Source organism: Pseudomonas uvaldensis, from assembly GCF_021271205.1.
Classification (GTDB): Bacteria; Pseudomonadota; Gammaproteobacteria; order Pseudomonadales; family Pseudomonadaceae; genus Aquipseudomonas; species Aquipseudomonas uvaldensis.
The window spans coordinates 1-25,261 of record NZ_JAIWKS010000010.1 but is presented as its reverse complement, the minus strand read 5'-3'; the positions used below and the strand labels follow the sequence as shown (position 1 = coordinate 25,261).

Here is a 25,261-nt window from a genome sequence, read left to right as displayed (position 1 = left end):
ATGTGGAAGCTGCTGATCCGTCTTTACCTGGTCACCATTGTGTCCTACAGCGCGGCGATCTACCTGATGCCGGAACTGGTGATCCGTCTGTTCCACGAGCGCTTCCTGACTTACAACCTCGACTATTCCCGTGGCCTGCAAACCCTGATGGTCAAGCAGTTCCATGCGGCGCCCGGGGCGCAGTGGCCGGCGCTGGCGGCGCAAATGGATAAGGAATTCGACCCGTTGCGCATCGAACTGGTGCCCATCGACGATAATGGCTTCAGCACCGACGAGCAGGCGCGCCTCAAACGCGGTGAGAACGTGGTGCGCCTCGGCGAATGGGGTTGGCGGACCCTGGCGGTGTCGCCATTGGATGGGCAGATGGCGGTCAAGATGGTTGTCCCGCCGGACCCGGCTGATGTCAGTTGGTTGTACTGGAGCATCAACGTGCTGATCGGCGCGACGCTGCTCGCCTGCCTGTTGCTCTGGCTGCGCCCCCACTGGCGCGATCTGGAGCGCCTCAAGCGCACCGCCGAACGTTTCGGCAAGGGGTATTTGAGCGAACGAACCCACATCGCCTCCAGCTCGAACATCGGCAGCCTGGCCCATGTGTTCGATACCATGGCCGGCGACATCGAGAAGTTGCTCAACCAGCAGCGCGATTTGCTCAACGCGGTCTCCCACGAACTGCGCACCCCCTTGACCCGGCTCGATTTCGGCCTGGCCCTGGCGTTGTCCGACGACCTGCCACCCGCCAGCCGCGAACGCCTGCAGGGGTTGGTGGCGCACATTCGCGAGTTGGATGAGCTGGTGCTGGAATTGCTGTCCTATAGCCGTTTGCAAAATCCGGCGCGTCTGCCCGAGCGGGTCGAAGTGCCGCTGGACGAGTTCATCGACAGCATCCTGGGCAGCGTCGATGAGGACCTGGCGGCGCCGGACGTGGTGATCGACGTGTTGCTGCACGGCACCCTGGAGCGTTTCGTGCTGGACCCGCGCCTGACCGCCCGGGCGTTGCAGAACCTGTTGCGCAACGCCATGCGTTATTGCGAGAAGCGGATCCAGGTCGGGGTGCTGGTCAGCGATCAAGGTTGCGAGATCTGGGTGGACGACGACGGTATCGGCATTCCCGACGACGAGCGTGAGCGGGTGTTCGAGCCGTTCTACCGTCTGGACCGCAGCCGCGACCGCGCCACGGGCGGCTTCGGCCTCGGCCTGGCCATCAGCCGCCGTGCTCTGGAGGCCCAGGGCGGTACGTTGACGGTCGAGGCCTCGCCGCTGGGTGGGGCGCGGTTCAGGTTGTGGCTGCCGGCGCCCTGATCAGCCGAACAACCCCGCCGCGATATTGATCGAGAACCCCAGGATCGCCGTGTTGAACACAAACCCGATCAACGATTGCGCCAGTACGATCTTGCGCAGCTGCCGGGTGGCGACGCCCACGTCCGATGTCTGCACCGCCACCCCGATGGTGAACGAGAAGTACAGGAAGTCCCAATAGTTGGGGGTGGTCAAGCCCTCGGCGAAGCGCAGGGCCGGCTCCTTGCCGTCCCAGGTGTAAAACAGCCGCGCATAATGCAGGCTGAAGATCACGCCGATCAGCAGCCACGACCCTATGACCGTGAGCGCGGTGAAACCGTAATGCAGCAACTTGCCGGCGGTTTGCAACTCACGGCTGCCGGCCAGCTCGAAGGTGATAGTCGCCAGGCTGGCCAATGCCGCGATGCAGACCATCAGCAACACCAGTCCCGCGTTTTCGTCTTCGATCTCGGCGATGCGCCTGACATCGGGCGCCTTGGCTTGCACCGTCAGCCAGAACATCAGTGCCAGATAGGACCAGACCCCGACGTTCCAGCCGGCCAGGATCTTGCCGATGACCGAGTCCACGGGCAGCAGAAATCCCGCGATCAAACCAAGGACCGTGGCCGCGGAAAGTCGTGGATGGGTGCGAGCGAGAAAAGACATGGGCGCTAGCCCGCCAGGGCGCTGGACTGGATCAATGCCACGTTAGCCTCCTGCATGCGCCGGATCGCCGTAGTCATCGAACCGTCGATATCAATGCCACGGCAGGCGTCGACCACCACGAACGCGTTGAACCCGGCGGCCCGGGCATCCAGGGCCGAGAACATGACGCAGAAATCCAGCGCCAGGCCTACCAGGTAGACGGTATCGATGCCGCGCTCCTTGAGGTAGCCCGCCAACCCGGTGGGGGTTCGACGGTCGGCTTCCATGAAGGCCGAGTAGCTGTCGATGGCCGGATTGCAACCCTTGCGAATGATCAGTTGCGCGTGGGGCAGGTCCAGTGCAGGGTGCAGCGCGGCGCCCTGGGTGCCTTGTATGCAGTGGTCGGGCCAGAGTTTCTGCTCGCCGTACGGCAACTCGATGAGGTCAAAAGGCTGCTTGCCGGGATGACTGGAGGCAAACGAGGCGTGTCCGGCCGGATGCCAGTCCTGTGCGAGGACGACCTGTGCGAAGGAGCGGCCCAGGCGGTTGATCAACGGCACAATCTCGTCGCCCCCCGGAACGGCCAGTTGGCCGCCGGGGATGAAATCGTTCTGGACATCGATCACCAGCAGCGCGGTGGTCGTGGCCCTGGTGTCTGGAAGGGACATGAATGGCTTCTCCTGAAGTGGCTTTTCCCAGCTTAGCCAACCCGCATTGCAAGGAAGCTGTTTTTTATGAAGGCGTCTGCATGCCGGTCCTGATGTTGCCTTATCGGTGGAGCCTTGTGGAAAGCCCCATGTATTTCGTCGTAAATAATGGCTTTTTGATATTCGGTTCGTGCGCGCACGATACGGTTGTGTACAATCGCTTACCTAAACCGGGCATGGAGGCAGTTCGGCTTTCCAGTTACGAGAAAACTCCATGCTCATCGGCAGCTATTCCCCCGCCCTTGTTTTGATTTCCCTGTTGGTTGCAGTGCTGGCGTCCTACACCGCGCTGGATTTGGCCGGACGTATCGCCACCACCCACGGGCGCGCGGCGTATTTATGGATGGCCGGTGGCTCGCTGGCGATGGGGGTGGGCGTATGGTCCATGCACTTCATCGGCATGTTGGCGTTTACCTTGCCGGTGGAGCTGGGCTACGACGTATCGATCACCGCGCTGTCGCTGCTCATCGCCGTCCTTTCCTGCGGTTTCGCCCTGTGGCTGGTCAGCCAGCCCCGGTTGCCTGCGTGGCAGTTGGCGTTTGGGGCACTGATCATGGGCGCCGGCATCAGCGCCATGCATTACACCGGCATGGCGGCGTTGCAGATGCAACCGGGCATCGACTATGACCCGACGCTGTTCAGTGCTTCGCTGCTGATCGCGGTGGGAGCCTCTGCGGCGGCCCTGTGGATAGCCTTTCGCCTGCGCCAGAACACCCCACATGTGCGACTGGCCCGGGCCGGCGCAGCGGTGATCATGGGGGGCGCCATTGTTGGCATGCATTACACCGGCATGGCCGGGGCCCAGTTTCGCGAAGGCAGTTTTTGCGGCGCCCTGGATGGGCTCAGCGGCAAGGGGTTGGACAACATCGTGTTGATCACCACCCTGGCGGTGCTGGCCATTGCCCTGCTGACGTCGATTCTCGATGCACGCCTGGAAGCCCGTACCGCAGAGCTGGCTCAATCGTTGACCCTGGCCAACCGTGAGCTGACCCAACTGGCCCTGCATGACCCGCTCACCGGGTTGCCCAACCGTGTACTGCTGGCCGACCGCATCGGTCAGGCCATGCACCGGGTGCGGGAGCAGGGAGGCTGCTTCGCCTTGATGTTCATCGACCTGGACGGCTTCAAACCGGTCAACGACGCCTTTGGTCATCACATGGGTGACTTGTTGTTGCGGGACGTGGCCCTGCGCCTGCGCGAAGACCTGCGCAGCCAGGACACGCTGGCGCGGATTGGCGGCGATGAGTTCGTGCTGCTGGTGCAACTGGCCGAGCCCGACGACGCCTTGCGGCTGGCGGCACGCCAGGTCGGGTTGATTGGTCGTACGTTCCGGGTCGCCGAACATGACCTGCAGATCTCCGCCAGCGTCGGCATCGCGCTGTACCCCGGAAATGGCCAGAACGCCGAAGAGTTGCTGATGAATGCCGATGCAGCGATGTATCACGCCAAGGGTTCCGGCAAGAACGGCTACAGCTTCTTCGATGCCTCCATGAACAGCAACGCTCGCAAGCAACTGCAATTGCTCCAGGATTTGCGTATCGCTGTTGAACAGCGGCAATTCAGCCTGCATTACCAGCCCAAGTTCGACGCCGCCAACGGCCGTCCGGTGGGCGCAGAGGCGTTGTTGCGCTGGAACCATCCGACCCAGGGCCTGTTGATGCCCGACACTTTCATCGACCTGGCGGAAAAGACCGGCCTGATCATCGCCATCGGTGAATGGGTACTGAACGAGGCCTGCCGCCAGATGCGCGAATGGTACGTGCTCGGCTATACCGACTGGCGCATCGCGGTGAACCTGTCGGCCTTGCAGTTCTGCCACGCGGGCCTGGTGCAAAGCGTGGCCAAGGCGCTGGAGACGCATTGTCTGCCGGCCAACAGCCTGACCCTGGAAATCACTGAAACCACGGCCATGAGCGACGCGGATGCGAGCATGACGGTGCTGCAACAGCTGTCGGACATGGGCGTGGACTTGTCCATCGACGACTTCGGCACCGGCTATTCGAGCCTGATGTACCTCAAGCGGCTACCGGCCAACGAACTGAAGATCGATCGTGGTTTCGTGCGTGACCTGGAGCATGACAGCGACGACGCCGCCATCGTCTCGGCCATTGTCGCCCTCGGCCAGGCCCTTGGTCTGCGCATTGTCGCCGAAGGTGTGGAGACGGATGTGCAACAGAGCTTCCTGACCGAGCTGGGCTGCGATTCTTTACAGGGCTACCTGCTGGGGCATCCGTTGCCGGCGGAGCGTTTCCTGCAGAATATCCGCCAGGCGCCACGGATGGTGGCGGTCTGATTGGGCGTCAGGCAAGGATGTCGAACGCCGTGCTCCCCAGTCGCTCGCCATTGACCAGCAGGTGCACCGCGTGCCGGCCCGCGTAGTGCCGGCGAGTGGTCAGCTCGCGAATGGATTGGGAGCGACTCAGGGCGACGCAGCCGTGGGCCGGCAGATCGAAGGTCTTTAGCTTGAACACCTTGGCCGAGGTGCCGCCCGAGGCTTTCACATAATCGATGGCATAGTCGACCACCAGGCGCTGGGGTTCTTCCAGGGTGGACTGCACCTTGAAGGACAGCGTGATCTGCTCTCCGAGGCGAATCACCGCAGGTGTCACCTTCAATTCCGAAACCCGGACCTGGGCCTTGCCGCCTACCCCGATGACGGCCAACGCCCTGGGATCGCCCTGCTTGATCAGGCTGCGCAGCGCGTGCCGGGCAATCCAGGCGGTATGGCGGTCTTGCAGCGGCCAGCCTTCGATCCGGTCCAGCACCCAGTCGGGATGCTGCTTGGTCACATCGTTGAGGTGATTGGCCACAGACTTGCGCACATAGAGGCTGCTGTCGGCCTTTAGGGTCTCCAGGATTGTGGCGGTGAGTTCGGGGTTGGCCTGGATCGGCTCCAGGTGAAACGACCACGGCAGCCGCGGACGGCTGCCTTCGCTGGCCAGGCGTCGTACGTGCTCGTCGGGATCCAGCGCCCAGGTGTGCATGACCTTGAGGCTGCGTTCCAGATCGTCGCGCAGGAAGTGCCGCACCGCGAATTCCGAAGAACCGAACCGGGTGAAATACTTGAGCGCGTCCAGGGACAGGTCGAAGGCGTGCCGGCCATGGCGGGCAACGTAGTGAGGCAGGAACATGCTGACGAACATGCTGTTCAGTCGCGGGGCCAGATCCCGCAGCACGTCCAGCGAGGCCTCATAGCTCAGGGGCAGCACGGCATGCAGGCACTCGCTGACCCGGGCCATGCGTTGCATCACCGACAACTCGGCCAGCCCCTCGTTGGCCATGCGCAGGAAGGCCTTGGCGTCGAATGCCGGGTACACCGCGCTCATTTCGCTGGCGATGTGTTCCAGGCGTGCGGTGTTGAAGATTTCCTTGAGGGCAGGGGAGGCAGTGGTCGGGGTTGTCATGGTGGGGTCCGTCGTCCAAGGGGGTTTCACTATATCCCGTGGCGAGGGAGCAAGCTTCCCTCGTCACGGCCACAGTCAACGGAATGATTCGCCGCCCGCGAAGTCCCAGCTTCAGTCCCTCGAAAACTGGAGTTTTTTCTATGCGTAAACCAACCCTGACCGCCAGTCTGCTTCTGATCGCCGGTCTCGCCGTCCTTGGGCCTGCGACGCACGCAGTCGAGAAGACCGGCGATGCCTTGGAGCACTCGCCGAGCAATGGCCGCAGGCTGGTGGAGAACGACCGCGTACCAGCGGACTACCAGCGCGCCGACAGGGCCGTGAAGGACTGGAAGCAGAAACAACTCGAGCAGCCGACAAGCGACCAGCAATGGGTGCAAATCGACGACAAATACCTGCTGATCGAAACCGTGTCGGGTGCCATCGTCAAGATCGTGCCAGCTACGCGTTAGGCTTTGTACGGAAAGTGCCTGGGCGACGTCTCGTACAAAGCCCAGGCTCTCAGATCACTTCACCTTTGTCCCACAGATGAACCAGCTCGCCAGGTGCCCGGTCCTCGGGCACTTGCAGCACCATTTCGTCGTCCTGGTCATTGGCGCGATAGCGTACTTCGATACGGAAAAAACGCTGGTCGCCACGACCCGATTCTGCCGAGGCCAGCGGCACGCAGCCCTCCAGCACCGAGCAGATGCGCGTGCGCTGGTCGATATCGCATTGGGCGAACTCGATTTCCCGGGGCCGGGTCAGGGCATGGATAGCCGCCACGCCGCCCTGGCGGGACAGGCGTACCACGGCGTTATCGTCGAGGTCTGGAAGGTGCTTCATCAACTCTCCTCGGTCAGGTTGACGCCGACCTGAGCCCAGCCGTCCTGCACCGCTCGAACCTCTCGTTCGCCAAAGCGCCGACGGGCGTGCTCGACGGTCAAGTGGGCGAAGGCGCTGAAGGTGGCGTCGTTGGTCAGATTTCTATCGCATAAGGTGTCATACCAGATCCGGCCGGCTTTTTCCCAGGCAAATCCGCCCAACGCGGTGGCGACCAGATAAAAGGCGCGGTTGGGAATGCCTGAGTTGATGTGCACGCCGCCGTTGTCTTCGCGGGTAATGACGAACTGGCGCATATGCGCCGGTTGCGGGTCCTTGCCCAACAGTGGGTCGTCGTAGGCCGTGCCCGGGTTGGACATGCTGCGCAGGCCGTCGCCGTTGATCTTGTCGGTGAGCAGGTCGGCGCCGATCAACCAGTCTGCCTGGTCGGCGGTCTGCTCCAGGACGAACTGCTTGACCAGAACGCCGAACACATCGGAGATGGACTCGTTCAACGCGCCGGACTGGTTGGCATAAATCAAACCCGCTTCGCTTTCGGTGACGCCATGGGCAAGCTCGTGGGCCACCACGTCCAGGGAACGGGTGAAGCGCTGGAAAATTTCCCCATCGCCGTCGCCGAACACCATTTGCGCGCCATTCCAGAAGGCGTTCTCGTAGCCTTGGCCATAATGCACGGTGCCTACCAGGGCGAAGCCCTTGTTGTCGATGGAGTCACGGCCCAGGATGTTCCAGAAAAAATCGTAAGTGGCGCCCAGGGCGTCGTAGGCTTCGTCGACGGCCGGGTCGCCGCTGGCCGGCTGACCTTCGAGGCGCACCGGTTGGCCGGGCAGATCCATGGTGTTCTGGGCGTCGTGCACGCTGCGCTGTGGGCGGCCGGCCTTGCCAGGCTTGGGCAGGGCGGCTGCGGCGGGCGGATGGTTGGGTGGGCCAGGATTGTGTCGCAGGTTGCGCACGTGGGTCAGTGTGCCCAGGGCACTGGAACGTTGTTGTTCGGAGCCGTGGGCGATGATGCGATTGAGAATGTAAGGTGGAATGAAGCCGTGGAGTGGGCGAGAGTCGATCATCAGAACATCCTTATCTGAAATGCAGGGTCGATACCCATGTGAACCGAGGCGGCCATTGCGGTTCCCTCCCACTGGAAGACCGCTTGCCACAAAAGTTTGCCAGGCGCACCGATTTCTGCGAAAAACCGCGCCTTGAAATCACGGATATGACCCATGAACGAAGAACTGCAGATTATCGACCTGGAGCAGGGCGACGGTAAAAGCGTAGTCAAAGGGGCGCTGATCACCACCCAATATCGCGGCACGCTCGAAGACGGCACCGAATTCGATTCGTCCTATAGTCGTGGCAAGCCCTTTCAATGCGTGATCGGCACCGGTCGTGTCATCAAAGGTTGGGACCTCGGCCTGATGGGCATGCAGGTCGGCGGCAAGCGCAAGCTGCTGGTGCCGGCCCACCTGGCTTACGGTGAGCGCTCTGTGGGCGCGCATATCAAGCCCAACAGTAATCTGGTCTTTGAGATCGAGCTGCTGGAAGTTCTGACCCGCGACGATTGAACCTGTTTGGCAGGGCCTTTCAGGGTCGGTTGCTGAATACCGGGATACGACCGTTGACCGAAGGGCGGTAGCGCCAGTCCAGTCGCTCCAGCGGCGGCTCTCGCTCGAGGAGTGTCGCCAGCGTGGCACGGCCGATACCCAGTGCCAGGGCCTGTCCTGGACACTCGTGGCGCCCTGCGCCGAAGGTGAAGCTGCGACGGTTCGGGCGATCCATCAGCAAGAGGTCCGGATGCGGGTTGAGAGCCGGATCGCGGTTGGCCGAGGCGAGCAATACCAGGATGGCATCCCCGGGTTCCAGCGAAACGCCGAGGATCTCGCTGGGGGCGACAACGAAGCGGCGGGTGTTCTGCACGCCAGGATCGAAGCGCTGGATTTCCGCCAGCAACGGGCCGATGCGCGTCGGATCTTCCTTGAGCCTGAGCAGCAGTGCCGGGTCGTGCCGCAATGCCAGCAGCGCGTTGCCGATCAGACCCGCCGTGGCGTCATGAGTCTGCGAAAGCAGTCCAACCAGGTTGGCGATCAGGTTGTCCGGGTTGGCGCCCTCGAAGCGTTGGCAGATGCCGGTGAGCAAGGGGCTGGCGTGATCGTTTGTCTCGATCCGCTCGCGAAACAGGGCCTCGAGTTGTTCGGTGGCGCGGTGCGCCGCCTGCAGTTGTGTGGCATTGCTCAGGGGGGACAGGCAGGCGACGAAATCCCCTGTCAGCTGGCTGACCAGGCGGCTGTCCGCCGGGCTGAAACCCAGCAGGGCTGCCACAACGGCAGCCGGTCCGATGAATTGAGCGTGGTGCAGGCCTTCGGCGCCGTCCTTGAAAAAGCGGGCCCTGACCAGGGCCTCGATCTGTTGTTGAGGGACATCTTGCAAACCCGGCGCAATCGCCGACCTCGGGCAACGCTGGCGTTCGCCTTCGTTCATGCGCATCAGCAGCCCGAAGACCCGGCCGGCGGGACCTTCGGCAATGGCTTGCGGCACGGGTTCGTGGGGTGGGCGCACATGACAGTCGACATGACGGAGCACGGCGCACACCGCTTCGGCGCTGCTGGCAATCCATAGCTTCAAGTGCGCGTCGAAGGTCATTCCGCCAGCCGCTCGAAGGCTCGCATAGTAAGGATAGGGATCAAAGTGGGTCGCGGCGGTGATCGGGTCCATGGAGCGCTGCCTTGTTCATGATCGGGAAAGTGCTGCTAATATCCCTTGCGGCGTCATGGCTTGATTCGTCCGGGAGCGAAATATGAGTGCAGAGCAGCATGATCTTGGCGTGTCCCAGGTGGCGGCGGCGATTGCCGAACCGGCGCGCACCCGCATGCTCTGTTCGTTGATGGACGGTCATGCGCGCACCAGCACCGAGCTGGCGAGCATCGCCGACGTCAGCGCCTCCACCGCCAGCGCTCATCTGGCAAAGCTCAAGGAACTGGCCCTGGTGCGCCTGCATGTCCAGGGCCGTCATCGCTATTACAGCCTGGCGGACAAGCGCGTGGCCCAGGCCCTCGAGGCGCTGATGGTCATCGGCCAGAGTGCCGCGCCGACCTTTACGCCACGTACTCCGGATCGCCTGCAATTTGCCCGTACCTGCTACGACCACATGGCTGGGACGCTGGCGGTGCGGTTGCATGACCGTATGATCGAAGCCGGATTGCTAGTGGATGTGGAAGGGCGGGGCTATCGCTTGAGCGAGTTGGGCGAGGTGTTGTTCGCGGGGTTGGGCATCGATGTCCAGACTCTTGCCGCTCAGCGACGCCGGTTCGCCTGTCCATGCCTGGACTGGAGCATGCGTCGTCCGCATCTTGGAGGCGCGTTGGGGGCGGCGTTGTTGCAGGTGGCGATCAAGCGCAAGTGGGTGGTTCAGGACCTGGATAGCCGGGCGTTGGCGGTGACGGCTCTTGGACACAAGGAGATAGTGCGGCGGTTCGGGGTCAGTGCCGAGAATGAGGTGGAGCCTACGGGCGCCATCGCGAGCCGGCTCGCTCCCACAGTGGATCTTCGGTGAACTCAAGATTCGGAAGCAACCGAGAACCTTGTGGGAGCGAGCCTGCTCGCGATGTGTGCACCTCGGTTCACCAGGGACCGAGGCGCCCGTATCGCAGAGCAAGCTCTGCCTACAGCCGAATCAGACCTTGACGATCCAACCCGCTGGCGCTTCGATGTCGCCGGTCTGCACACCCGTCAGTTCCTTGTAGAGCTTCTGGGTGATCGGGCCGACTTCGGTTTCGCTGTGGAAGACGTGCAGCTTGTCCTTGTAGCTGATCCCGCCGATCGGCGTGATCACCGCGGCGGTACCGCAGGCGCCGGCTTCCTTGAAGTCCGACAGCTTGTCGATGAACACGTCGCCTTCGACCACTTCCAGGCCCAGGCGCGATTTCGCCAGCTCGATCAGCGACAGGCGGGTGATGCCCGGCAGGACCGAAGGGGAGTTGGGGGTGACGAATTTGTTGTCGTGGGTGATGCCAAAGAAGTTCGCCGAGCCGACTTCTTCGATTTTCGAATGGGTCAGCGGGTCGAGGTAGATACAGTCGGCGAAGCTCGCTTTCTTGGCCTGGGAGCCCGGCATCAGGCTGGCGGCGTAGTTGCCACCGACCTTGGCTGCGCCGGTGCCTTGCGGGGCCGCACGGTCGAAGCTGGAAATCAGGAAGTTGTGCGGGGTCAGGCCGCCCTTGAAGTACGCGCCGACCGGGATGCAGAAGATCGAGAAGATGAACTCGGGGGCGGTGCGCACGCCGATGTTGTCACCCACGCCGATCACGAATGGGCGCAGGTACAGCGCGCCGCCGGTGCCATAAGGCGGAATGAAGCGCTCGTTGGCGCGGACCACTTGTTTGCAGGCTTCGACGAACTGCTCGGTCTCGACCTGCGGCATCAACAGGCGGGCGCAGCTGCGCTGCATGCGGGCGGCGTTCTGGTCCGGGCGGAACAGGTTGATCGAGCCGTCCTTGCAACGATAGGCCTTCAGGCCTTCGAAACATTGCTGGCCGTAGTGCAGCGCCGTGGAGCCTTCGCTGATGTGCAGCACATTGTCATCGCTCAGGGTGCCGGCGTCCCAGGCGCCATCGCGCCAGTGCGACAGGTAGCGTTTGTCGGTCTTGATGTAGTCAAAGCCCAGTTTGTCCCAATTGATGCTCTCGTTACCCATGACACCCTCTATTTCTTAACAACCGTCGAAACGGTTCAAGGCTTCTGACGTTTTTTGGATGGGGACAACAATACTTCATTCCAGGGGTGTTTCGCAGCCTGTTACATGGCTCCTGCAGCTGAAAATAGCCCTGCGGTCGTTGTGAGGGATTGCTCCCACAAGTTATTCACCCACAACTGTCACACATGCAACGCATGCCCCAGCGCACGCAACGCCGCTTCCTGCACCGCCTCACCCAACGTCGGGTGGGCGTGAATGGTGCCGGCGATGTCTTCCAGCCGCGCGCCCATTTCCAGGGACTGGCCGAACGCCGTGGACAACTCCGAGACACCCACGCCAACCGCCTGCCAACCCACGATCAAGTGATTGTCACGACGCGCCACGACCCGCACGAAACCGCTTTTCGACTCCAGGGTCATCGCCCGGCCATTGGCCGCGAACGGAAAACTGGACACGATGCAGTCCAGACCGACCGCCTTGGCTTCGTCCGGCGTCTTGCCGACGACTACCAGTTCCGGATCGGTGAAGCACACCGCCGCAATGGCCGCCGGGTTGAATTCGCGATGCTGGCCGGCGATCAGTTCGGCGACCATCTCACCCTGGGCCATGGCCCGGTGGGCAAGCATCGGCTCGCCGCTCAGGTCGCCGATGGCCCAGACGTTGCGCATGCTGGTCTGGCAGCGGTTGTCGATTTTCACGGCCGAACCGTTCATCGTCAGGTTCAACGCTTCGAGGCCCCAGCCTTGGGTGTTGGGCTTGCGCCCGACCGCCACCAGCACCCGGTCAGTGTCCAGGTTGAGCGTGTCGCCATTCGGAGTGCGCACTTGCAAGGTGCTGGCCTGGGCATCGAAACCCTCGACGCTGTGCTTGAGGTAGAGCTTCACGCCCAGTTGCTTGAGCGCCTCATGCACCGGTTGGGTCAGTTCGCCGTCATAGGCCGGCAGGATCCGTTCCTGGGCTTCGACCACGCTGACCTCTGCGCCAAGCTTGCGATAGGCAATGCCCAATTCCAGGCCGATGTAGCCGCCGCCGACCACTACCAGATGCTTGGGCACCGAGGTGGGGGCGAGGGCTTCGGTGGAGGAGATGATCGGCCCGCCAATCGGCAACATCGGCAGGTCGACGCTTTTCGAACCGGTAGCCAGCAAGAGATGTTCGCATTGAATGCGGGTGTCACCGACTTCCACGGTCTTGCCGTCGACCACCTTGGCCCAACCATGAATGACCTGGACCTTGTGCTTCTTGAGTAACGCGGCGACGCCAGTGGTCAGGCGGTCGACGATGCCGTCCTTCCATTCCACGCTCTTGCCGATGTCCAGGCTCGGCGCCGATACCGTGATGCCCAGGGCCGAACCCTGGCTGTGGTGGCGCGCCTGGTGGAACTGCTCGGCCACATGGATCAATGCCTTGGACGGAATGCAGCCGATGTTCAGGCAGGTCCCGCCCAGTGCCTGGCCCTCCACCAGGATGGTCGGGATGCCTAGCTGACCGGCGCGGATCGCTGCCACGTAACCGCCAGGGCCGCCGCCGATGATCAGCAGCGTGGTGTTCAGAGTCTGTTGCATTCCTTACTCCACAAACAGCGTAGCGGGTTGTTCGAGCAGGCCGCGCAGAGCCTGGATGAATTGCGCCGCATCCATGCCATCGACTACCCGGTGATCGAAGGAGCTGGAGAGGTTCATCATCTTGCGCACGACGATCTGGCCTTTGATCACCACGGGCCGTTCGACGATCTTGTTGACCCCGACGATGGCTACTTCCGGCAGGTTCAACACCGGCGTGCTGACGATGCCGCCGAGGGCGCCGAGGCTGGTCAGGGTGATGGTCGAGCCGGACAGTTCATCGCGGCTGGCCTTACCGTTGCGGGCAGCGGTTGCCAGGCGCGAGATTTCCGCCGCACTGTCCCACAGACTGCGGGCTTCGGCGTGACGCATCACCGGTACCATCAGGCCGACATCGCTTTGCGTGGCGACGCCCACATGCACCGCCCCCGAGCGGTGGATGACCTGGGCTTCGTCGTCGTAACGGGCGTTCATCTGCGGAAAGTCCCGCAGCGCCACGACCAGCGCCCGCACCAGGAACGGCAGCAAGGTCAGCTTGCCGCGGGTGGCGCCGTGTTTTTCATTCAGATGGACCCGCAACTCTTCCAAGGCGGTGACATCGATTTCCTCGACGTAGCTGAAATGCGCGGCGCGCTGGGTCGCTTCCTGCATGCGTTGGGCGATCTTGCGACGCATACCGATCACCGGTATTTGCTGTTCGTCGTGGCGTTCGGCGTAGCTGGAGCCGCCCTTGGCCTGGGTCGACGGGCCTTGGGTCAGATAGGCTTCCAGGTCTTCGTGCAGGATCCGCCCGGCGGGGCCGGTGCCCTGGACCAGACGCAATTGGATGCCCAGGTCCAGGGCGTGTTTGCGCACGGCCGGGGAGGCCAGCGGACGCTCATCCGGCGCACGCGCTACCGGCGCTTGCGGGGCGGGCGCCGGACGCGGCGCGGCGGCTTTCTCGACGACCGGCTCGGGCGCCGAGACGGGTTCAGGCTTCGGCGCCTGGACCGGTGCAGCCGGTTGTGCTGCCGACTCTTTCAAGTTGCCCGCACCCTCCACCTCGATGCGGATCAGTTCGCTGCCCACCGCCATGACTTCGCCCGGCTCACCGCCCAGGGCGATGACCCGGCCATGCACCGGCGACGGAATATCCACCATGGCTTTGTCGGTCATGACATCGGCCAGTACCTGGTCCTCGACCACCATGTCGCCGACCTTGACGTGCCACACCGACAATTCGACTTCCGCGATGCCTTCGCCGATGTCCGGCATCTTGATAACGTGCGTGCCCATTCAGACCTCCATGACCCGTTTCAACGCCGCGCCCACACGGGACGGCCCTGGGAAATACGCCCACTCCTGCGCGTGCGGGTAGGGAGTGTCCCAACCGGTGACACGCTCGATAGGCGCTTCCAGGTGGTGGAAGCAGTGCTCTTGCACCAGCGACACCAACTCGGCGCCGAAGCCGCAGGTGCGGGTGGCTTCGTGGACGATCACGCAGCGGCCGGTTTTCTTCACCGATTTGGTGATGGTTTCCAGGTCCAGCGGCCAGAGGCTGCGCAGGTCGATGACCTCGGCGTCGATGCCGGTTTCCTCGGCGGCGGCCAGGGACACATAGACCGTGGTGCCGTAGGTGAGGATGGTCACGTCCTTGCCAGGGCGGGTGATGGCGGCCACATCCAGCGGCACGGTGTAGTAACCGTCCGGGACCTGGGCCGATGGGTGTTTCGACCACGGGGTTACCGGGCGGTCGTGGTGGCCATCGAACGGGCCGTTATAGAGACGCTTGGGTTCGAGGAAGATCACCGGGTCATCGTTTTCGATGGAGGCGATCAGCAGGCCCTTGGCGTCGTAGGGGTTCGATGGCATGACGGTGCGCAAGCCGCAGACCTGGGTGAACATCGCCTCGATGCTCTGGCTGTGGGTCTGGCCGCCATAGATGCCGCCGCCGCAGGGCATGCGCAGGGTCATCGGCGCGGTGAACTCGCCGGCCGAGCGATAACGCAGGCGCGCCGCTTCGGAAATGATCTGGTCCGAAGCCGGGTAGACGTAGTCGGCGAACTGGATCTCGGCCACCGGACGCAAGCCATAGGCGCCCATGCCCACCGCCACGCCGACGATTCCGCTTTCGGAAATCGGCGCGTCGAACACCCGCGAGGTGCCGTATTTGCTCTGCAGGCCTTCGGTGCAGCGGAACACGCCGCCGAAGTAGCCCACGTCCTGGCCGAACACCACGACGTTATCGTCACGTTCGAGCATCACGTCCATGGCCGAGCGCAGGGCCTGGATCATGGTCATGGTGGTAGTGGTCATGGCGGTATCCAACGCAATATTGTTGTTGTGATCGTTCATGTCAGATCCCCAACTGCTGACGCTGGCGCTTCAAGTGCTCCGGCATCTCTTTGTAGACGTCTTCGAACATGGTCGCGGCGCTTGGAATCTGCCCGCCGGCGAGGGTGCCGTACTGCTCGGCTTCCTTCTGCGCGGCGATCACCTCGGCTTCGAGCTCGGCGGTGACGGCGGCGTGTTCTTCCTCCGACCACTGGCCGATACGGATCATGTGCTGCTTGAGGCGGGCAATCGGGTCGCCCAGCGGGAAGTGGCTCCAGTCGTCGGCGGGGCGGTACTTGGACGGATCGTCGGAGGTGGAGTGCGGACCGGCGCGGTAGGTGACCCATTCGATCAGCGCCGGGCCGCAGTTGCGCCGGGCACGTTCGGCGGCCCAGCGCGAGGCGGCATAGACGGCCATGAAGTCGTTGCCGTCGACCCGCAGCGAGGCGATGCCGCAACCGACGCCGCGTCCGGCGAAAGTCGTGGCTTCACCCCCGGCGATGGCCTGGAAAGTGGATATCGCCCACTGGTTGTTGACCACGTTGAGGATCACCGGCGCCCGGTAGACATGGGCGAAGGTGAGGGCGGTGTGGAAGTCCGACTCGGCGGTAGCGCCGTCGCCGATCCAGGCCGAGGCGATCTTGGTGTCGCCTTTGATCGCCGACGCCATGCCCCAGCCCACGCCCTGGATGAATTGGGTGGCGAGGTTGCCGGAGATGGTGAAGAAGCCCGCGTCCTTGACCGAGTACATGATCGGCAATTGCCGGCCCTTGAGCGGATCGCGCTCGTTGGACAGCAACTGGCAGATCATGCCCACCAGCGGTACCTCACGGGCCATCAGGATGCTTTGCTGGCGGTAGGTGGGGAAACACATGTCATCGATGTTCAGCGCCAGGGCCTGGCCGCTGCCGATGGCTTCTTCGCCGAGGCTCTGCATATAAAAGGACATTTTCTTCTGACGCTGGGCAACCACCATGCGGTTGTCGTAGATCCGCGTCTTGAGCATGGCGCGCATGCCCTTGCGCAGGATCTCCAGCGGCACGTCTTCGGCCCATGGTCCATGGGCATTGCCCTGGTCGTCGAGCACCCGGATGAGGCTGCGAGCCAGGTCGGCAGTGTCGGAAGGTTCTACGTCTATGGACGGTTTGCGCACCGTGCCGGCATCGCTCAGATGCAGATAGGAGAAGTCGGTCTTGCAGCCGGGACGGCCCGTGGGTTCGGGGACGTGCAGGCGTAGCGGTTCATACGCTGGGTTCATGGCTTTCTACGCTCGATCTTGTGAATTTCTTGTAGTGGGCGCGCTAGCTGACAATTCCCCTGGGTAAGGAAAATTGTCCTACAACAATCATAGGCTCGACGTAGAAGAATATTTTTCTCTGTTGGGTTGCTGTTCAGGTCATTTGCAGATAAAAAATCTGCACAACGATAAAAATCAGGAATATCTGTCTCATGCGTAAATTGGATCGCACCGACATCGGCATTCTGAACAGCCTCCAGGAAAATGCCCGCATCACCAACGCCGACCTCGCCCGTTCGGTCAACCTCTCGCCGACGCCGTGTTTCAATCGGGTCCGGGCCATGGAGGAGCTGGGTGTGATCCGTGAGCAGGTCACGTTGCTCGATGCCGACCTGCTGGGCCTGCACGTCAACGTGTTCATCCATGTCAGCCTGGAGAAGCAGGTGGAGGAAGCGTTGCAGCACTTTGAAGAGGCGATCTCCGACCGACCCGAGGTAATGGAGTGCTACCTGATGGCGGGGGATCCGGACTACCTGATCCGCGTGCTGGTGCCGACGATCCAGTCCCTGGAGCGGTTCATGATGGACTTTCTGACCAAGGTCCCGGGCGTGGCGAACATTCGCTCCAGCTTTGCGCTCAAGCAGGTGCGGTACAAGACGGCGCTGCCGTTGCCGGCCAATGGGTTGACCTTGGGCACCTGATAGCCCGCCACCATTAATTCCTGTGGGAGTGAGCTTCTAAGCTTCTTAAAGTTTATTGATCGGAATCTTCAGATAGATCACACCATTGTCTTCAGCCGGCGGCAGATTCCCCGCCCGTACATTCACCTGGATCGCCGGCAGCAACAGCGTCGGCATGCCCAGCGTCGAATCTCGCTGAGTGCGCATGGCGACAAATGTGGCTTCGTCGATGCCGTCATGAATATGGATGTTGTGCTGGCGTTGCTCGCCCACGGTGCTCATGCATTGAGGGTCACGATGATCGGGGGGGTAATCGTGGCACACATAGAGTCGCACCCCGGCGGGGTAGGCCAGCAATTTGTGAATCGAGGCATAGAGGTGATGGGCGTTGCCGCCGGGGAAGTCGCAACGGGCGGTGCCCACGTCCGGCATGAACAGGGTATCGCCCACCAGGATCACGTCGCCATCGATCAGGTAGGCCATGTCCGCTGGCGTATGGCCGGGCACGTGTAGCGCCGTGGCTTTGAGGTTGCCGATGGAAAACGATTCGTCAGGCGCGAACAGGTGATCGAACTGGGAACCATCAACCGCGAATTGCGGCTCAAGGTTGAACAGTGTCTTGAAGACGCCCTGGACCTGGCCGATGGATTGGCCGATGGCGATCTTGCCCCCCAGTTCCCGTCGCAAGTAGGGCGCGGCGGACAGGTGATCGGCATGAGCGTGGGTTTCCAGCAGCCATTGCACCGTCAACCGATGTTCACGCACGAAGGCGATCACCCGGTTGGCCTGGGCGGTGCCGCTGCGTCCCGAGGCCGGGTCGTAGTCGAGCACCGGATCGACCACCGCGCATTGCCCGCCATCGTGTTCATAGACGACGTAGGTATAGGTCTTGGAGGCGGGGTCGAGAAAGCTTTGAATCTGCGCGGGCATGACAACGAACCTGTGCGGGAAGAACCGGTTGCAACGCTTGAGGGTTACAACATATGGTCCGCAGCTTAGTGAGGGCCAAGGCGTCCTGCAAATGCGATCGCACCTGCCAACAGGTGTGCGCGGCTTGAGAGAGCTCTATGTTACTGGCAAGTCTTTTTGGCGTGATCATGGGCCTGGTGCTGGGTTTGACCGGGGCCGGCGGCGGCATCCTGGCTGTGCCGGCGTTGGTGTTGGGGTTGGGATGGAGCATGACCCAGGCGGCTCCCGTGGCGTTGTTCGCAGTGGGCAGCGCGGCGGCGGTGGGGGCTATCGACGGGTTGCGCCACGGCCTGGTGCGTTACCGGGCGGCGATGTTGATCGCGCTGTTGGGTGCAGTGTTTTCGCCGGTGGGCATCTACGTCGCCCATCAGTTGCCGGAGAAAATCCTGATGATTCTGTTCAGCCTGCTGATGGTGCTGGTAGCGGCGCGCATGTTGCGCGGGGAGCGTCCGCAGCCTGGGCCCAGCGACCATGGCGCGGCCAGCTGGGGGCAGAAAAACTGCATGCTCGACCACAAGACCGGGCGCCTGGCCTGGACCGCTCGCTGCACCGCCACGCTGTCGGCGCTGGGCGCGGTGACCGGCCTAGTGTCGGGTCTGCTAGGCGTGGGTGGTGGTTTCCTGATCGTGCCGGCCTTCAAGCAACTGACCGATGTGCAGATGCGCGGGATCGTCGCCACGTCGCTGATGGTCATCAGTCTGATTTCATTGATTGGCGTGTTGGGTGCGTTTCATGCCGGGGTGAGCATCGACCGGGGCGGGGCGACATTCATCGCAGCGAGCATTGCCGGCATGGTGTTGGGCCGGCGATTGTCCGCCAAGGTCCCGGCCCGGGCGTTGCAGGTGGGATTTGCCGGGGTGTGCCTGGGGGTGGCGGTGTTCATGGTGGTGCGGGCGATCCCCTCGCCATAGGGGGAGCGGTTTTATAGCCTTCTGCATTGCATTGAAAACCCCAACGCCACCGATTGGCCTTGCTCCAGCAGGCGCAACCCTGGCCGTCCTGGCAGGTGGTGCGCATTGACCGGATGGCTGACCGGTTCGATGCAGAAAAAGTCCAGGCCCACCGGGCAGTACAGTAAAAAGTAATCGCTGCCGCTGGCCTGGCAATGCAGCTCATAACCCAGGTCCGGTTGCTGGATCAGGCACTGTCCGTCCCAACCACCGAAACCATTGTCCACCAGCGTATCCGGCAGCAAGCGGGGCTGCTGGAAATCCCATTGCATCGGAACGTCCACCCGTTCGGTCGGCAGCTTCGTGGCATTGCACAGCCACACTTCACGGGCACGGGTTTGCAGGCGTGTTCCGGCGGTACGCGGGAAGTACGGATGCAGACCGAGCCCATGCCACGCCGCCTGTTCGGCCATGTGGGTGACGTGCATCGCGATTTGCAACTGGCCGCCGTTCAAGCGGATCCGCAGGCTGGCGCAGTAGGCGAAGGGTTGTTGGCTGTCGAGTTGCAATAGCACGTCTTGCGTACTTTGTTCGATCACCTGCCACGGTTGTTGCCAGGCGCTGCCATGGATCGGAAACGGATCGTTGGGGCTGTTGGCTTCCAATGCAAGCCAACCGGCCGGGCAGTCGAAACCGCCATTGGCGATCCGGTTCGACCAGGGGATCAACGGAAATCCGCCAAGCTTGCCGGGCAGACCGTTCTCCACGGCCTGTGGGGCCGGCGGGCGAAGCAGCGGCGCACCGTTGCTGCGCAGGGTCCACTCGACGAGGCTGGCGCCCAGATGGGGGGCGAGGGTGAGGTGGGTCAGTTCGTCTTCGAGGTGCAGAAGAGGTGGGGTCATGGTGGTGTCGGTCTGCTGAACTGGAAATGGTGTGACAGAAGTTTTTTGTGCGGACGCTGTTGCGGCGAGAGAATAAATCCCCTCGCCACAACATTCTCTGCCCCAGGTGAATCCCCTGATCACCAGGGACTTGTCATTCTTACAACACCAGATGCGGCAACCACAGCGACAGCGCTGGAACGTAGGTCACCAGCATCAGCACCAGGAACAGTACGGCGTAGAACGGCAGCAGCGCCTTGACGGTGCTTTCGATGCTGACCTTGCCGATGGCGGAACCGACGAACAGCACCGCACCCACTGGCGGCGTTATCAGCCCGATACCCAGGTTCACCAGCATGATCATGCCGAACTGCACCGGATCGACTCCAATGCCTACGATCACTGGCATCAGGATGGGGGTCAGGATCAGGATCAGCGGCGCCATGTCCATCACGGTGCCCAGCAGCAGCAACATTACGTTGATGCACATCAGGATCACGTAGCGGTTGTCCGACAGGGTCAGGAACATCGTGGTGATCTTCGCCGGAATCTGCATCAGCGTCATGATGTAGCCGAAGCTGGCGGCGAAGCCGATCAGGATCATCACGATGGAGATGGTGCGCACGGTGCGGTGCATCAGTTTCGGCAGTTCACGCCACTTGTAGTCGCGGTAGATGAACATGGTCACGAAGAATGACCACAGCACTGCGATGGCCGCCGATTCGGTGGCGGTGAATATACCCGAGAGGATACCGCCAAGGATGATCACCATCGCCATCAGACCCCAAAGGGCTTCGCCGACGATTTTCAACGCCTGGCGCATGGGGATGACTTCGCCCTTGGGGTAGCTGCGTTTTTTCGCGAAGATCAGGCACAGCACCATCAGGCACGCGCTCATCAACAAGCCCGGTACGATGCCCGCCATGAACAGCGAGGCAATCGAGACCGTGCCGCCTGCGGCCAAGGAGTAGAGCACCGAGTTATGGCTTGGTGGGGTGAGCAGGGCTTGTACCGAACCGCTGACCGTTACGGCGGTGGAGAAGTCCCGCGGATAGCCCTTGCGTTCCATTTCCGGAATCAGCACCGAGCCCACCGAGGCGGTGTCGGCTACCGACGAGCCGGAGATCGCGCCGAAGAAGGTCGAGGCGACGATGTTGACCAGTGACAGGCCACCACGCACGAAACCCACCAGCACCCCGGCACACGCCACCAAGCGGCGGGACATGCCGCCCTCGGCCATGATCGCACCGGCCAGCACGAAGAACGGAATGGCCAGCAGCGAGAACTTGTTCACCCCACCCGCCACCTGGATCATCACGGCCTGGAACGGGATATCGATCCACCACGCACCGATCAGGGCGGCAGCGCCCAAGGCGTAGGCGACCGGCATGCCGATCAGGATCAACACGATAAAACTGCCCAGCAGAATCAGAGCGTCCATTAAGCGGCACCTTCACTTTCTTCAACCAGATCGAATTGCACGACCCGACGTTTGCTCTGGTCACCGAGCAAGAGTTTTTCCAGGACAAAAATCAGCGTCAGCAAGCCACCCAGGGGAATCGGCAAGTACGTGATGCCAACCCGCAGGCCGGGCAGTGAAGCCATGAACTGGTTCCAGGTGGACATGCACAGCTTGAAGCCCCAGACCGTCATGAAGATGCAGATCAGGCCCATGAGCACCTGGGAAAAAACCGACGCCGCGGATTTCAGGTGCGGTGGCATACGGTCGGTGAGCATGGCCACGGCCATGTGCGCACCGGCGCGATAACTGGCGGCGGCGCCAATGAAGGTGAATACCATCATCAGCAGGATCGCCGTGGGCTCCGGCCAGCTCGAGCCGGAACCCAGCACGTAGCGGGCGAACACACCCCAGGGAATCATCAGGGAAATCGCCAGGACGGAAAGGCCGGCGACCCAGATGCACGTCATATAGATCTTATCGTTGATACGCAGCAGCAAATTCTTCATCGGGTTCCACCGTAACCGGGCACGCCTTGGACATCAGGCGCGCCGGGCCTTTTTCATGAATACAGAACGGGAGGCGTTACTGGACGGCTTCGATACGCTTGATCAGGTCGGCATAGGGCGCGCCGTACTTGGCCCGAACGGGTGCGGTGGCGTCGTAGAAAGGTTTCTTGTCGACAGTGATGAACTCGACACCCGCAGCCTTTAGTTTTTCTTCGCTGGCGGCGGATTTCTGGTCCCACAATACGCGTTCTTCAGCCTGGGCAGCCTTGGCGGCTTTTCTGACCATCGCCTGTTGATCCGGGGTCAGTTTTTCCCAAGTGATTTTCGACATCACAATCGGTTCTGGCAGGATCAGGTGACCGGTGAGGCTGTAGTACTTGGCGTTTTGGTAGTGGTTGTGTTCGAGCAGGGTCGGCGGGTTGTTTTCCGCGCCGTCGATCACACCGGTCTGCAGGGCGCTGAAGATTTCACCGGTATCCATCGCGATACCGTTGGCGCCCATGGCATTCATCATCTCGATGAACATCGGGTTGCCTTGTACGCGGATCTTCATGCCCTTGAGGTCTTCCAGCGTGCGGACCGGCTTCTTGGTGTAGATGTTGCGCGTACCGCCGTCCATCCAGGCCAGGGCTACCAGGCCGAACTCTGAATTGGTGATTCGATCCAGAATCGCGTCCCCCACTTCTCCGTCGATGACGGCGCGCATGTGAGCATGGTCTCGGAAAATGAATGGCATGTTGAACACGTTCACATCGGGCACTACAGGACCGACGATGCCCAGACTGACACGAGACATCTGGATCGCGCCGACTTGCATCTGCTCGATGACTTCTTTCTCGGAACCCAGTACACCCCCCGGGAAGTATTTGAAGGTTAGTTCGCCGTTGGTCTCTTTGGTCAGGGTCTTGCCCATGTTTTCTTCGGCCATCACGGTGGGGTAGCCCTTGGGATGGATGTCGGCGATCTTGAGTTCAAGGGCATGGGCCGCCTGGGCCAGGAAGGCCAGGGGGAGGGCTGCGATCAGAAGCGTGCGTTTGAGGTTCATGGTCAATCTCCAGTGTTGTTTTTTTTATGGGCTCATCCAGTGAAGCGGCACTGCGGTTCAGCTCGCGAAGTGGTTCGATCCTCCGAATACAGGTTCAGCAAGACCCTTGACGCCGGGCTTGAGGGCGAACACCCCACCGGCCAGGGACTGTGGGTCGTTGTCGTCGCCGGGGCGGATCGAGGTGACAAAGAGGGTGTCCAGGCGGCTGCCGCCAAAGGCGCACATCGTCGGTTTCTTCACGGGCACTGGCAGCGAGCGATCCAGCCGGCCATCCGGGGTGAAACGGTGAATGAGGCCGGCGTCGTTGGCGCAGATCCAGTAGCAGCCATCGGCGTCTACCGCTGCGCCGTCCGGGCGTCCTGCCAGGGGCATCATGTCGACGAACAGCCGCCGGTTGGACGGGGTGCCGCTGTCGATGTCGTAGTCGAAGACCCAGATCTGCTGCACCAACGGATGAGAGTCGGAGAGGTACATCGTGCGTCCGTCCGGGCTGAAGCCCAGGCCGTTGGGCACGATGAAGCCGCTCAGTTGCGCCTCGACCGGGCTGCGTTGCCCGGCCTGATAACGGTACATCCGGCCTTCGACGGCGTTCGCGCCCATGTTCAGCACCATACTGCCGGCCCAGAAGCGACCCTGGCGGTCGCAACGGCCATCGTTGAGGCGCATGTCGACGCGGCTGTGCTCGACGCTGGCGCACAACTCACTGTCCAGCGTGCCATCGTCGTTGGGGTGCAGGCGGAAGAAACCGCTCTCCATGCCGGCCACCCAACCGCCGTCCTGGTGACGGGCGATACAGGCGAGCATTTCCGGAGCATTCCAGCCTTTCAGTTGCCCGGTTCCAGCATTCCAGCACTGCAGGCCGCCGCTGGGGATGTCCACCCAGTACAGGGCGTTTTCTTCGGGGACCCAGACCGGGCTTTCCCCGACGGCGTTGCGTGCATCGACAATCAATTCGGCTTGCATGGTGATTCCCTTGTGGCGTTCGTATCCCATGAAAAGACAGGCGAATCAGTCGTCGAACGGGCCGGCGGCGACAAAGGCACCGCCCTGGTAGACCCTGGCCGGATCGTCGGCAGCCGGCATCGGCTGTGCCTCGACCTTGGCGCGGAAGATTTCGGAGGTGTCCTTGGGCTGGTAGCCCAAGTGCGCGGCCTGGCTGTTGTTCCACCAGACGTCGCGGTTGGCAGACATGCCGTACACCACGGTATGCCCCACGTTCGCGGTGTAGAGCGAGCACTCGATCAGTTGGGTAAGGTCGTCGTAGCTCAGCCAGGTGCTCATCATCCGGCGGTTCTGCGGTTCGGGGAACGATGAGCCAATACGGATGCTCACGGTTTCGATGCCGTAGCGATCGAAGTAGAAGCTGGCGACGTCTTCGCCATAGGACTTGGACAGGCCGTAGTAACCGTCCGGGCGACGAGGCGAGAGGGCATCGAGGTGCTCGTTCTGCTTGTAGAAACCGATGACATGGTTGGAGCTGGCGAAGATGACGCGCTTGACGCCATGTTTGCGGGCCGCTTCATAAATGTGGAAGACGCCGCTGATGTTGGGACCGAGGATTTCTTCGAATGGGCGCTCCACCGATACGCCACCGAAATGCAGGATGGCGTCGACGCCTTCGACCAGTTGATGCACTGCCTGCTTGTCGGCCAGGTCGCACAGCACCACTTCTTCGCTTTCGTCGATGGCCGGGGTCATGCTGGCGATGTCCGACAGCCGGATGCACCGGGCGTAAGGCTTGAGGCGTTCGCGCAGCACTTTGCCCAGGCCGCCGGCGGCGCCGGTCAACAGCAGGCGATTGAAGGGATGGCGAATGGTTGTCGTAGTCATGAAGTTACCTGAGCAAACAGTGAGAGGTATCAGTTTTGTTATAGGTTATCGTACGACCGAGAGCGAATATCCTTATCCTTGCATTACCTTGTCAACGTCCGATCGACGAATCGCTCTAAACCGGCCTCCTTGCCACTCGTTACGCCAGCGTCATGACCGCGATGTGACAGTCACGACGCCAGCCCTTTTTGCTCAGAGAAGCGAAATCGGATAGCTGATAAAGATGCGGTTCTCATCGAACTCGTTGGTGCTGAAGTCCCGACGCAGGGACGAGTTGCGCCATTTCACGTTGAGGTTCTTCAGCGCGCCGCTCTGCACGGTATAGGCCAGCTCGCTTTCGCGACCCCATTCT

27 protein-coding genes are annotated in these 25,261 nt (G+C 62.1%); 8 read left to right on the top strand and 19 right to left on the bottom strand.

What is annotated here, in order from left to right:
* A complete protein-coding gene (locus LCU97_RS20985) occupies positions 1-1,299 on the top strand; it encodes an ATP-binding protein (protein WP_232777657.1) in 1,299 nt (432 codons plus the stop codon).
* Here LCU97_RS20985 and LCU97_RS20980 read toward each other — a convergent pair whose 3' ends face one another.
* Both LCU97_RS20980 and pncA read right to left on the bottom strand, forming a co-directional pair.
* On the bottom strand, positions 1,300-1,941 hold the full coding sequence (locus tag LCU97_RS20980; protein ID WP_053157414.1) for a DUF1345 domain-containing protein: 642 nt from the start codon (positions 1,939-1,941) through the stop codon (positions 1,300-1,302).
* A 5-nt stretch (positions 1,942-1,946) separates the two neighbouring features.
* Positions 1,947-2,588 (bottom strand): bifunctional nicotinamidase/pyrazinamidase, encoded by a 642-nt coding sequence (gene pncA / locus LCU97_RS20975; protein WP_053157410.1) that lies wholly within the window; start codon positions 2,586-2,588, stop codon positions 1,947-1,949.
* Between the two features lie 2 nt (positions 2,589-2,590).
* Between pncA and LCU97_RS20970 the strand changes: the two genes are divergently transcribed.
* Both LCU97_RS20970 and LCU97_RS20965 read left to right on the top strand, forming a co-directional pair.
* Positions 2,591-2,878 (top strand): hypothetical protein, encoded by a 288-nt coding sequence (locus LCU97_RS20970; RefSeq protein WP_172679663.1) that lies wholly within the window; start codon positions 2,591-2,593, stop codon positions 2,876-2,878.
* Entirely contained in the window at positions 2,842-4,920 is a 2,079-nt protein-coding gene (locus tag LCU97_RS20965) for a putative bifunctional diguanylate cyclase/phosphodiesterase (protein ID WP_053157406.1), read from the top strand. The genes LCU97_RS20970 and LCU97_RS20965 overlap by 37 nt, the downstream gene beginning before the upstream one ends.
* Before the next feature lie 7 nt (positions 4,921-4,927).
* Here the strand turns inward: LCU97_RS20965 and LCU97_RS20960 are convergent, their stop codons facing one another.
* Complete coding sequence (locus tag LCU97_RS20960) at positions 4,928-6,031, bottom strand: DNA alkylation repair protein (RefSeq protein WP_232777656.1); 1,104 nt, start codon at positions 6,029-6,031, stop codon at positions 4,928-4,930.
* Positions 6,032-6,171: 140 nt separating this feature from the next.
* Here LCU97_RS20960 and LCU97_RS20955 point away from each other — a divergent pair, with 140 nt between their 5' ends.
* Positions 6,172-6,480, top strand: coding sequence for an RcnB family protein (locus tag LCU97_RS20955; RefSeq protein ID WP_053157401.1), 309 nt, complete (start codon positions 6,172-6,174; stop codon positions 6,478-6,480).
* A gap of 49 nt (positions 6,481-6,529) precedes the next feature.
* On the opposite strand, the gene LCU97_RS20950 is transcribed toward LCU97_RS20955, so the two are convergent.
* Together LCU97_RS20950 and LCU97_RS20945 are read right to left on the bottom strand one after the other, a co-directional pair.
* Positions 6,530-6,853, bottom strand: a complete 324-nt coding sequence (locus LCU97_RS20950) for a protealysin inhibitor emfourin (RefSeq protein WP_053157396.1) — start codon at positions 6,851-6,853, stop codon at positions 6,530-6,532.
* Positions 6,853-7,914: a M4 family metallopeptidase gene (locus LCU97_RS20945; protein WP_232777655.1), complete on the bottom strand. Its 1,062-nt coding sequence runs from the start codon at positions 7,912-7,914 to the stop codon at positions 6,853-6,855. Before LCU97_RS20945 ends, LCU97_RS20950 begins: the two co-directional genes overlap by 1 nt.
* Before the next feature lie 153 nt (positions 7,915-8,067).
* Here LCU97_RS20945 and LCU97_RS20940 point away from each other — a divergent pair, with 153 nt between their 5' ends.
* Positions 8,068-8,409, top strand: a complete 342-nt coding sequence (locus LCU97_RS20940; RefSeq protein WP_232777654.1) for an FKBP-type peptidyl-prolyl cis-trans isomerase — start codon at positions 8,068-8,070, stop codon at positions 8,407-8,409.
* Between the two features lie 19 nt (positions 8,410-8,428).
* Here the strand turns inward: LCU97_RS20940 and LCU97_RS20935 are convergent, their stop codons facing one another.
* Complete coding sequence (locus tag LCU97_RS20935; protein ID WP_232777653.1) at positions 8,429-9,556, bottom strand: cytochrome P450; 1,128 nt, start codon at positions 9,554-9,556, stop codon at positions 8,429-8,431.
* Positions 9,557-9,638: 82 nt separating this feature from the next.
* Between LCU97_RS20935 and LCU97_RS20930 the strand changes: the two genes are divergently transcribed.
* Entirely contained in the window at positions 9,639-10,394 is a 756-nt protein-coding gene (locus LCU97_RS20930) for an ArsR/SmtB family transcription factor (protein WP_232777652.1), read from the top strand.
* Between the two features lie 120 nt (positions 10,395-10,514).
* Here the strand turns inward: LCU97_RS20930 and LCU97_RS20925 are convergent, their stop codons facing one another.
* The 5 genes from LCU97_RS20925 to LCU97_RS20905 form a co-directional block, all read right to left on the bottom strand.
* On the bottom strand, positions 10,515-11,534 hold the full coding sequence (locus LCU97_RS20925; RefSeq protein ID WP_053157382.1) for a branched-chain amino acid aminotransferase: 1,020 nt from the start codon (positions 11,532-11,534) through the stop codon (positions 10,515-10,517).
* Positions 11,535-11,713: 179 nt separating this feature from the next.
* Positions 11,714-13,099, bottom strand: coding sequence for a dihydrolipoyl dehydrogenase (gene lpdA, locus LCU97_RS20920; RefSeq protein ID WP_053157379.1), 1,386 nt, complete (start codon positions 13,097-13,099; stop codon positions 11,714-11,716).
* A 3-nt stretch (positions 13,100-13,102) separates the two neighbouring features.
* Complete coding sequence (locus LCU97_RS20915) at positions 13,103-14,371, bottom strand: dihydrolipoamide acetyltransferase family protein (RefSeq protein ID WP_232777651.1); 1,269 nt, start codon at positions 14,369-14,371, stop codon at positions 13,103-13,105.
* Positions 14,372-15,430 carry an alpha-ketoacid dehydrogenase subunit beta gene (locus LCU97_RS20910; protein ID WP_053157373.1) on the bottom strand — a complete coding sequence of 353 codons (1,059 nt, stop codon included), beginning with the start codon at positions 15,428-15,430 and terminating at the stop codon, positions 14,372-14,374. It abuts the gene before it with no gap.
* Position 15,431: 1 nt separating this feature from the next.
* Positions 15,432-16,667 (bottom strand): 3-methyl-2-oxobutanoate dehydrogenase (2-methylpropanoyl-transferring) subunit alpha, encoded by a 1,236-nt coding sequence (locus LCU97_RS20905; RefSeq protein ID WP_232777650.1) that lies wholly within the window; start codon positions 16,665-16,667, stop codon positions 15,432-15,434.
* A gap of 191 nt (positions 16,668-16,858) precedes the next feature.
* Between LCU97_RS20905 and bkdR the strand changes: the two genes are divergently transcribed.
* On the top strand, positions 16,859-17,347 hold the full coding sequence (bkdR, locus tag LCU97_RS20900) for a Bkd operon transcriptional regulator BkdR (RefSeq protein WP_003202929.1): 489 nt from the start codon (positions 16,859-16,861) through the stop codon (positions 17,345-17,347).
* A gap of 45 nt (positions 17,348-17,392) precedes the next feature.
* Here the strand turns inward: bkdR and LCU97_RS20895 are convergent, their stop codons facing one another.
* Positions 17,393-18,256, bottom strand: coding sequence for an MBL fold metallo-hydrolase (locus LCU97_RS20895; RefSeq protein WP_232777649.1), 864 nt, complete (start codon positions 18,254-18,256; stop codon positions 17,393-17,395).
* Positions 18,257-18,393: 137 nt separating this feature from the next.
* Between LCU97_RS20895 and LCU97_RS20890 the strand changes: the two genes are divergently transcribed.
* Positions 18,394-19,206 (top strand): sulfite exporter TauE/SafE family protein, encoded by an 813-nt coding sequence (locus LCU97_RS20890; RefSeq protein ID WP_232777648.1) that lies wholly within the window; start codon positions 18,394-18,396, stop codon positions 19,204-19,206.
* 11 nt (positions 19,207-19,217) lie between these two features.
* On the opposite strand, the gene LCU97_RS20885 is transcribed toward LCU97_RS20890, so the two are convergent.
* From LCU97_RS20885 to LCU97_RS20855, 7 genes are all read right to left on the bottom strand, one after another.
* The gene (locus LCU97_RS20885) at positions 19,218-20,087 is read right to left on the bottom strand and encodes an aldose 1-epimerase (RefSeq protein ID WP_232777647.1); all 870 of its coding nucleotides are present in this window, start codon (positions 20,085-20,087) and stop codon (positions 19,218-19,220) included.
* Between the two features lie 139 nt (positions 20,088-20,226).
* Entirely contained in the window at positions 20,227-21,507 is a 1,281-nt protein-coding gene (locus LCU97_RS20880; protein ID WP_053157354.1) for a TRAP transporter large permease, read from the bottom strand.
* Positions 21,507-22,034: a TRAP transporter small permease gene (locus LCU97_RS20875; protein WP_053157351.1), complete on the bottom strand. Its 528-nt coding sequence runs from the start codon at positions 22,032-22,034 to the stop codon at positions 21,507-21,509. Before LCU97_RS20875 ends, LCU97_RS20880 begins: the two co-directional genes overlap by 1 nt.
* A 76-nt stretch (positions 22,035-22,110) precedes the next feature.
* On the bottom strand, positions 22,111-23,079 hold the full coding sequence (locus LCU97_RS20870) for a TRAP transporter substrate-binding protein (protein ID WP_232777646.1): 969 nt from the start codon (positions 23,077-23,079) through the stop codon (positions 22,111-22,113).
* 57 nt (positions 23,080-23,136) lie between these two features.
* Positions 23,137-24,042 carry an SMP-30/gluconolactonase/LRE family protein gene (locus LCU97_RS20865; protein WP_232777645.1) on the bottom strand — a complete coding sequence of 302 codons (906 nt, stop codon included), beginning with the start codon at positions 24,040-24,042 and terminating at the stop codon, positions 23,137-23,139.
* A gap of 45 nt (positions 24,043-24,087) precedes the next feature.
* Entirely contained in the window at positions 24,088-24,909 is an 822-nt protein-coding gene (locus LCU97_RS20860; RefSeq protein ID WP_053157342.1) for an NAD-dependent epimerase/dehydratase family protein, read from the bottom strand.
* A gap of 192 nt (positions 24,910-25,101) precedes the next feature.
* Positions 25,102-25,261 (bottom strand): OprD family outer membrane porin (locus tag LCU97_RS20855; protein ID WP_232776236.1); only part of this gene is annotated, 160 nt, incomplete at its 5' end.